8 protein-coding genes are annotated in these 8,818 nt (G+C 60.6%); 4 read left to right on the forward strand and 4 right to left on the reverse strand.

Annotated features, from left to right (window positions below; all coding sequences use genetic code 11):
* Nucleotides 1-90: 90 nt before the first annotated feature.
* The 4 genes from acnB to AADJ04_RS16760 all read right to left on the reverse strand — a co-directional run bounded on the left by acnB (nt 91) and on the right by AADJ04_RS16760 (nt 5,610).
* A complete protein-coding gene (acnB, locus tag AADJ04_RS16745) occupies nt 91-2,682 on the reverse strand; it encodes a bifunctional aconitate hydratase 2/2-methylisocitrate dehydratase (protein WP_066695462.1) in 2,592 nt (863 codons plus the stop codon).
* 88 nt (nt 2,683-2,770) lie between these two features.
* Nucleotides 2,771-3,400 (reverse strand): hypothetical protein, encoded by a 630-nt coding sequence (locus AADJ04_RS16750; protein WP_066695464.1) that lies wholly within the window; start codon nt 3,398-3,400, stop codon nt 2,771-2,773.
* A 22-nt stretch (nt 3,401-3,422) separates the two neighbouring features.
* The gene (locus AADJ04_RS16755) at nt 3,423-4,436 is read right to left on the reverse strand and encodes an aldolase/citrate lyase family protein (RefSeq protein WP_341240311.1); all 1,014 of its coding nucleotides are present in this window, start codon (nt 4,434-4,436) and stop codon (nt 3,423-3,425) included.
* Nucleotides 4,437-4,623: 187 nt separating this feature from the next.
* On the reverse strand, nt 4,624-5,610 hold the full coding sequence (locus tag AADJ04_RS16760) for a malate dehydrogenase (RefSeq protein ID WP_142084655.1): 987 nt from the start codon (nt 5,608-5,610) through the stop codon (nt 4,624-4,626).
* 198 nt (nt 5,611-5,808) lie between these two features.
* On the opposite strand from AADJ04_RS16760, the gene AADJ04_RS16765 reads away from it, so the two are divergent.
* From AADJ04_RS16765 to AADJ04_RS16780, 4 genes are all read left to right on the forward strand, one after another.
* Nucleotides 5,809-6,594 carry a GntR family transcriptional regulator gene (locus tag AADJ04_RS16765; RefSeq protein ID WP_341240312.1) on the forward strand — a complete coding sequence of 262 codons (786 nt, stop codon included), beginning with the start codon at nt 5,809-5,811 and terminating at the stop codon, nt 6,592-6,594.
* A gap of 134 nt (nt 6,595-6,728) precedes the next feature.
* The gene (sdhC, locus tag AADJ04_RS16770) at nt 6,729-7,163 is read left to right on the forward strand and encodes a succinate dehydrogenase, cytochrome b556 subunit (protein WP_341240313.1); all 435 of its coding nucleotides are present in this window, start codon (nt 6,729-6,731) and stop codon (nt 7,161-7,163) included.
* A 64-nt stretch (nt 7,164-7,227) separates the two neighbouring features.
* The gene (sdhD, locus tag AADJ04_RS16775) at nt 7,228-7,593 is read left to right on the forward strand and encodes a succinate dehydrogenase, hydrophobic membrane anchor protein (RefSeq protein WP_198847913.1); all 366 of its coding nucleotides are present in this window, start codon (nt 7,228-7,230) and stop codon (nt 7,591-7,593) included.
* 22 nt (nt 7,594-7,615) lie between these two features.
* A partial coding sequence (locus tag AADJ04_RS16780) for an FAD-dependent oxidoreductase (RefSeq protein WP_341240314.1) occupies nt 7,616-8,818 on the forward strand: 1,203 nt, incomplete at its 3' end.

The following is an 8,818-nucleotide window of genomic DNA, read 5'->3' on the forward strand; positions in this document are numbered from 1 at the left end:
CCAGTATCCCGTCAAAAAAATGCCGCTCAGACTTAACTGAGCGGCATTGCCCCGAAGGGCCGTTTGCATTCATGCGCTGAGCGCAGCCTGTCAGGCCGTCACGCCCTTGGCAACCTCAGCATATTCCTCGATCTGGTCGAAGTTCATGTAGCGGTACACGCTGGCCTTGTCAGCATCGATCACGCCCATTTCCTGGAGGTATTCCTCCTTGGTAGGCAGCTTGCCCAGGCGCGAGGCGATTGCGGCCAGCTCGGCAGAGCCCAGGAACACGTTGGTGTTCTTGCCCAGGCGGTTCGGGAAGTTGCGGGTGGAGGTGGAAATCACCGTCGCACCTTCGCGCACTTGGGCCTGGTTGCCCATGCACAGCGAGCAACCGGGCATTTCGGTACGTGCACCGGCGGTACCGAAGGCGGCGTAGTGGCCTTCCTTGATCAGCTCGCTCTGGTCCATCTTGGTGGGCGGTGCCACCCACAGCTTGACGGGAATGTCGCGCTGGCCGCCCAGCAGCTTGGCTGCGGCGCGGAAGTGGCCGATGTTGGTCATGCACGAACCAATGAAGGCTTCATCGATCTTGGTGCCGGCCACTTCGGACAGGAACTTGGCGTCGTCAGGATCGTTGGGGCAGCAGACGATAGGTTCCTTGATGTCGGCCAGATCGATCTCGATCACGGCGGCGTACTCGGCATCCTTGTCGGCTTCGAGCAGGTTGGGGTTGGCCAGCCAGGCTTCCACCTTCTCAATGCGGCGCTGCAGGGTCTTCGCGTCTTGGTAGCCATCGGCGATCATGTTCTTCATGAGCACGACGTTGGAGCGCAGGTACTCAGCGATCGGCTCGGGGTTGAGCTTGATCGTGCAGCCGGCGGCGGAACGCTCGGCCGAGGCGTCGGACAGCTCGAAGGCTTGCTCCACCTTCAGGTCCGGCAGGCCCTCGATTTCGAGGATCTTGCCCGAGAAGATGTTCTTCTTGCCGGCCTTGGCCACGGTCAGCAGGCCCGCCTTGATGGCGTACAGCGGGATCGCGTGCACCAGGTCGCGCAGCGTCACGCCGGGCTGCATCTCACCCTTGAAGCGCACCAGCACCGACTCGGGCATGTCCAGCGGCATCACGCCGGTGGCAGCGCCGAAAGCCACGAGGCCCGAGCCTGCGGGGAAGGAGATGCCGATGGGGAAGCGGGTGTGCGAGTCACCGCCCGTGCCCACTGTGTCGGGCAGCAGCAGGCGGTTGAGCCAGCTGTGGATCACGCCGTCGCCCGGGCGCAGGGACACGCCGCCGCGGCTGCTGATGAAGGCCGGCAGTTCGCGATGGGTCTTCACGTCCACCGGCTTCGGGTACGCAGCGGTGTGGCAGAAGGACTGCATCACGAGGTCGGCCGAGAAGCCCAGGCAGGCCAGATCCTTCAGCTCATCGCGCGTCATCGGGCCGGTGGTGTCCTGCGAACCCACGGTGGTCATCTTCGGCTCGCAATACGTGCCGGGACGGATACCCTGGCCTTCGGGCAGGCCGCAGGCACGGCCGACCATCTTCTGCGCCAGCGTGAAGCCGGCCTTGGATTCAGCCGGCGCCTTGGGCAGGCGGAACACGGTCGATGCGGGCAAGCCCAGGGCCTCGCGCGCCTTGGCGGTGAGCGAGCGGCCAATGATCAGGTTGATACGGCCACCGGCGCGCACTTCGTCCAGCAGCACGTCGCTCTTGAGCGCGAACTCAGCCACGGTTTCGCCGTTCTTGACGATCTTGCCGTCGTAGGGCAGCACGTCGATCACGTCGCCCATTTCGAGCTTGGACACATCGACTTCGATGGGCAGAGCGCCGGAATCTTCCTGCGTGTTGAAGAAGATGGGGGCGATCTTGCCACCCAGCGTCACGCCGCCGAAACGCTTGTTCGGCACGAAGGGGATGTCCTGGCCGGTGGCCCAGATCACCGAGTTGGTAGCGGACTTGCGCGAAGAACCGGTGCCCACCACGTCACCGACGTAGGCAACCAAGTGGCCCTTCTTCTTCAGGTCTTCGATGAACTGCATCGGGCCGCGCTTGCCGTCTTCCTCGGGCTTGAAGGCCGCGTCAGGACGCGTGTTCTTGAGCATGGCCAGGTAGTGCAGCGGAATGTCGGGGCGGCTCCAGGCGTCGGGGGCGGGCGACAGGTCGTCGGTGTTGGTCTCGCCGGGCACCTTGAACACGGTGACGGTGATTTTCTTCTCGACCTCGGGGCGGCTGGTGAACCACTCGGCATTGGCCCAGCTCTGCATGACCTCCTGGGCCTTGGCGTTGCCGGCCTTGGCCTTGGCGGCCACGTCGTTGAAGAAGTCGAACATCAGCAGCGTCTTCTTGAGGGCTTCTGCGGCCACGCCAGCGACTTCCGCGTCGTCCAACAGTTCGATCAGAGGGTGCACGTTGTAGCCGCCCACCATGGTGCCCAGCAGCTCGGTCGCCTTGGCCTTGGAGATCAGGTCCACCTTGATGTCGCCATGCGCCACAGCGGCCAGGAAGCTGGCTTTGACCTTGGCGGCATCGTCCACGCCTGGAGGCACACGGTGCGTCAGCAGGTCCAGCAGAAAGGCTTCTTCGCCTGCGGGCGGGTTCTTGATGAGCTCGATCAACTCGGCCACTTGCTTGGCGTCGAGGGGCAGCGGCGGGATGCCCAGGGCGGCGCGCTCGGCGACGTGGTCACGGTAGGCTTTCAACATACTTCTCTCCGGTTACGTTCTAAAGTGGGGCAACAGCGCACCTCCCTGCCCACTGGCCGGGCAAGAAAGTGCTGCGTTTTCAAGGTTCTTATTTGCTGCCGCTGGGGGCGTCAAAAACGCTCTGCGGGGGAGCTTTCTTGATGGCTTCAGCAACAACATACTGCTCGGGGCTCATGCATTCGTCTGCCATGCGCTGACCCAGCTTCTGGTTCATCAGCATGGACTTGTTGGCAATCTGCAGCCAGACCGCGCCGGCCTTGGTGTCTTCCAGACGCACCGCACCCGTGGTGGTCGCCACGGGAATCATGCGGTACTTGAAGCCCTTGCCTTCGACCTGGAAGTGGCCTGGATTGGCCTTGTCGGCTGAGACATTGACGAAAGCGCCCAGTTCGCAGGCGATGCGCCCGACATGCACACGCTCGGCAATGGCCAACTCTTCGGGGGACAGTGCAGCCTCTGCGGCGATGATGCCGGTAGCCACCTGGTTGGCCGCGCTCTTGAGTTGGGTGCGGCTGCTGGTCTGCTGGGCCTTGGCCACTACAGTCTTGCCATTGCCTGCCGCAGCGGTAGAGGATTTGGTGGTGTTGGCGGGCTTGGCCTTGGCCGCCGTCGCCTGTTTGGCCGATGCAGGCTTGGCAGGCGTTGCGGCGCCGGAACCCTGGGCCATCACCCAAGCAGGCGCCAAAAGCAGGAGAGCGGAGGCGAAAAGTTGTTTCATGGCGTCAAAGCTCCAGTAAAAATCATGCAGTAACGTGGCTCACGGGCGTAACCACATCAAACCAGTGGCCCACCGAGGAAGGAAGCGCAACACCAGTGTAGTGCGCACGCTCCAGCAACTGCCAGTAGTAGCGGTAACTCGCCCGGTCATGCAACACCCCATCGTGGCTAATGGGGGCCCACTGGGCAGCCTGGGCTGCCAGCAGGATGCGCGCCGCCGCTTCCACCTCAACCAACGCCGGCGCAAACGCACGCAGGATGGGGCGGATCTGCGACGGATGGATGCTCCACATCCGGGTGTAGCCCAACTCCTGGGATGCGCGCTGGGCGGCAGCCTGCATCGCGGCGGGGTCGGTGAATTCCGTCACCACGCAATGCGAGGGCACCTTGCCGTAGGCATGACAGGCTGCTGCAATCTCCAGCTTGGCACGCACCACCAGAGGGTGGGCGAACTGCCCCTGCGATGTCATGGCGTGGGCAGGAATGGCGCCGCCGTGGGAGGAGACAAAGTCCATCAACCCAAAGCTGATGCTCTGCACCTGGGGGTGGGATGCGATCTCAAAAGCGTGTGACACCGCCAGGGGCGATTCAATCAGCACATGCAAAGGCAAATGGGTGGCGCCTGCACGCAGCAAGGCTTGTTCGGCAGCAACCACGTCGTCCACCGTTTCCACCTTGGGCACCATGATGTGACACAGGCGTTGACCGGCCGCGCCGGCAATGATGTCGATATCGCTGGCAAAAGCGGGGTGGTCTGTGGCGTGCACCCGCGCTGCCACCCGGGCAGTGGCCGAGGCACCCGAGGCCAGCGAAGCCACCAGGCGGGCGTGCTCCACCTCTTGCCCCACCGGAGCGCCGTCTTCGCAATCCAGCGTCACGTCTACCACGCAAGCGCCAAACTCTTCGGTCAGCTCAGCCTGCATCTGCAGGCTCTTGCGCATGCGAGCTTCCACACCGCTGTAGTGATCGCACACAGGCAATGCCTGTACACCCGCCTGGGCGCCGAGCAGTATTTCACGGGGGTGGAGTGCGTCCATCATCAGCTACAGGGCTATGTGCAATGCCCAGGGGGAGAAAAATCGTGTGGCCACTGCAAATCGAAAGCAAGGGCCACAGCATGTCTCTCACCGCTCTCAAATTGAGAGCTGCTAGCGCTTTATTGGCGGGCGCTAGAGGGCAAAAACCCTCAAACCGCCCGCCACAAAGCGCTAGCGACTACGTGCTTTACAGCAGGTGCTTGACGCCGTCCTTCTCGCCTTCGAGCTCAGCCAGGGTCTTGTTGATGCACTCTTGGCTGAATGCGTCGATGGGCAGACCTTCGACGATCTTGTATTCGCCGCCTTCGCAGGTGACGGGGTAACCGAACACGACTTCCTTGGGAATGCCGTATTCGCCATTGGAAGGAATACCCATGGTGACCCACTTGCCGTTGGTGCCCAGGGCCCAGTCGCGCATGTGGTCGATGGCAGCGTTGGCGGCCGAGGCAGCCGACGACAGGCCACGGGCTGCGATGATGGCGGCGCCGCGCTTGCCCACGGTGGGCAGGAACGTATTGACGTTCCAGTCGTGGTCGTTGATGGTGTCCTTCACGGACTTGCCGTTCACTGTAGCGAAACGGTAGTCAGCGTACATGGTGGGCGAGTGGTTGCCCCACACGGCCAGCTTTTCGATGTCGCCCACAGCGCAGCCGATCTTGGCGGCGATTTGCGAAGCAGCGCGGTTGTGGTCCAGACGCAGCATGGCGGTGAAGTTCTTGGCTGGCAGATCAGGAGCCGACTTCATGGCGATGTAGGCGTTGGTGTTGGCGGGGTTGCCCACCACCAGCACGCGCACATTGCGGGAAGCCACGGCGTTCAGAGCCTTGCCTTGGGCGGTGAAGATCTGGGCGTTGGCAGCCAGAAGATCAGCGCGCTCCATGCCTGGGCCGCGAGGACGGGCACCCACCAGCAGGGCGTAATCGGTGTCCTTGAAAGCGGTCATGGGGTCGCTGTGGGCTTCGATGCCAGCCAGCAGAGGGAAGGCGCAGTCTTCCAGCTCCATGATCACGCCCTTGAGTGCGTTCTGGGCCTTTTCGTCAGGAATTTCCAGCAGTTGCAGGATGACAGGCTGATCCTTGCCGAGCATTTCGCCGGAGGCGATGCGGAACAGCAGTGCGTAACCGATTTGACCAGCGGCGCCAGTAACGGCAACACGGACAGGCTTCTTGCTCATGGTGAAAAACTCCAGGAAGTGACAAAAACAGGTAAAGGTGCAACGCAGCACCAGCGCCTGTTACCAGCAGCCCGTGCCCCGCAAACAGCCTTGGAGTTTACCCCCGTTTCATGGCCTCGGTCAATTTGTCTTATGTCTTATATAAGATATGATTGCGAGCGCCGCGGTTCACCGCCCATCCCGCCCAACCAACTCCACATGTCCTCGCTCCCGTTCGCTGCCGACAATTCGCCCGCCCCTCAAGGCGCCGGGTTGCCGACGCCTGCGTTCAGCCCGCTGTACCAGCAAATCAAGGGCTTGATTTTGCAGAGCCTGCAGCAAGGCGAGTGGAAGCCTGGGGAATCGATTCCCAGCGAGATGGAGCTGGCAGCACGCTTTCGGGTGAGCCAAGGCACCGTGCGCAAGGCCATTGATGAACTGGCTGCCGAAAACCTGGTGGTGCGCAGGCAAGGCAAGGGCACCTTTGTTGCCACCCACGCCGAGCAACATGTTCAGTACCGGTTCCTGAAGCTGCTACCCGATACAGGCGATGCCAGCGTGGAAGGTCCGGCCCAGCGCTCCGTGATCGATTGCCGCCGCGTGCGCGCCAGCGCCGACATTTCACGGGTGCTGGCATTGCGCAGCGGTGACCCCGTCATGCAGGCCAAACGCATCTTGTCTTTTGCCGGTGTTCCAACCATTCTGGAAGACATCTGGCTGCCCGGCCACGCTTTCAAAGGACTGACGGGCGAGCAGATGGCCAACTACCAAGGCCCCACCTACGCCATGTTCGAGATGGATTTCGGAGTACGCATGGTGCGTGCCGAAGAAAAGATTCGCGCCGTGCTGCCCGATGCAGAGCAGGCCCAATTGCTACAGGTCACCACAGCCACCCCCCTGTTGAGTGTGGAGCGCATCGCTTACACCTATAACGATGTTCCCATGGAGTTACGACGTGGCCTCTACCGCACCGACACCCACCATTACCGTAACGAACTGAGCTGACAGCAGGCTGGCACCTGATTACAAACGTCGATTTTTGATCCCGATACAAAAGCGCGGTTGTTGCATTGCAATAGAATTTTGTGTTGTTTGCATCTTCCAATTACAGAGCAGTTACATCCACGAAAGCACCAGACATGACTGAACTAGCCAAAAAACGGCCTGAATTCCGCAACATCAATGCCTTCAAGGACTTGACGACCTACCGCATGGCGCCGGCCGCATGGGTTTCGATCCTGCACCGTGCCAGCGGGGCCATCATGTTCCTGTTGCTGCCCTTTGTCATCTGGATGTTCGACACCTCGCTGTCGTCCGAAATCTCTTTCGGAAAATTCAAAGCAGCCTTCAATGCAGGCCTGGGCTTTGTTCCCGGCTGGTTCATCAAATTGGTGGCCCTGGCATTGATCTGGGCCTACATGCACCACCTCATCGCCGGCCTGCGCCACCTGTGGATGGACGTCAGCCACGACGCCGTGACCAAGGAATTCGGCAAGACTTCCGCCGTTTTCACACTGGCAGTCAGCATCGGCCTGACGCTGGTACTGGGCGCCAAACTTTTCGGCTTGTACTGATTTCAAACAACAAGGCGTGCGTGCCATTGAAGGCACCATAGCCCCCACAAAAAAGGAAACCAATATGTCCGTCAATTACGGCTCCAAGCGCACGGTCGTCGGTGCCCACTATGGCCTTCGCGACTGGCTCAGCCAGCGTGTCACCGCCGCCCTGATGGTTCTGTTCACCGTCGTGGTTCTGGTTCAGCTCGTGGCGTCCAAGGGCCCCATCGGTTACGACCTGTGGGCCGGCATTTTTTCTGCCCAATGGATGAAGGTTTTGACCTTCTCCGTGATCGTGGCCATGGCATGGCACGTGTGGGTGGGGGTCCGTGACATTTTCATGGACTATGTCAAGCCCGTGGGCCTGCGTCTGGCCCTGCAAGTTTTCACCATTGTATGGCTCGTCAGCTGCGCTGGCTGGGGCATCCAGGTTCTGTGGCGTCTCTGATTCCCGCGATTGAAGGTACAAAATGAGCTATACAAAAGCCAATATCACCACGCGCAAGTTCGACGTAGTCATCGTCGGCGCAGGCGGCTCGGGCATGCGCGCCGCGCTGGAACTCTCCCGTGCAGGCCTGAACGTGGCCTCGCTGTCCAAAGTCTTCCCCACCCGCTCGCACACCGTGGCCGCACAAGGTGGCGTGTCTGCCTCCCTGGGCAACATGAGCGAAGACAACTGGCACTATCACTTCTACGACACCATCAAGGGTTCTGACTGGCTGGGCGACCAGGACGCCATCGAATTCATGTGCCGCGAAGCACCCAAGGTGGTGTATGAGCTGGAACACTTCGGCATGCCGTTCGACCGCAATCCCGACGGCACGATTTACCAACGCCCCTTCGGCGGCCACACCGCCAACTACGGCGAAAAGCCTGTGCAACGCGCCTGCGCTGCCGCTGACCGTACCGGTCACGCCATGCTGCATACGCTGTACCAGCAAAACGTCAAGGCCAAAACCAACTTCTTCGTGGAGTGGATGGCTCTGGACCTGATCCGCGACGAATCCGGCGACGTGGTCGGCGTCACCGCCCTGGAAATGGAAACCGGCGATCTGCACATCCTGCAAGCCAAGACCGTGCTGCTGGCCACGGGTGGCGCAGGCCGTATCTTCGCGGCATCCACCAACGCCTTCATCAACACCGGTGACGGCCTGGGCATGGCAGCGCGTGCTGGCATCGCCTTGCAAGACATGGAGTTCTGGCAGTTCCACCCAACTGGTGTTCATGGTGCAGGTGTACTATTGACTGAAGGTTGCCGCGGTGAAGGTGCTATCTTGCGTAACAAGGATGGTGAAGCGTTCATGGAGCGTTATGCACCAACCGTGAAAGACTTGGCACCACGTGATCTCGTATCGCGTTCAATGGACCAAGAGATTAAAGAAGGCCGTGGTTGTGGTCCTAATGCTGATCATATCGTAATGGATATGACGCATCTAGGTGTTGAAACCATCATGAAGCGTCTACCATCAGTATTTGAGATTGGTAAAAACTTCGCCAACGTTGACATCACTAAAGAGCCAATTCCAGTAATCCCAACCATTCACTACATGATGGGCGGTATTCCAACCACTATTCATGGTCAAGTGATTGTACCGGATCTAGAAGCAGGTACGGATGAAGACGGCCTATATGCTAAAGGCAATGTTGTTAAAGGTCTTTATGCAATTGGCGAG

Origin of the sequence: uncultured Acidovorax sp., assembly GCF_964021665.1 — a bacterium.
Taxonomy (GTDB): domain Bacteria; phylum Pseudomonadota; class Gammaproteobacteria; order Burkholderiales; family Burkholderiaceae_C; genus Acidovorax; species Acidovorax temperans.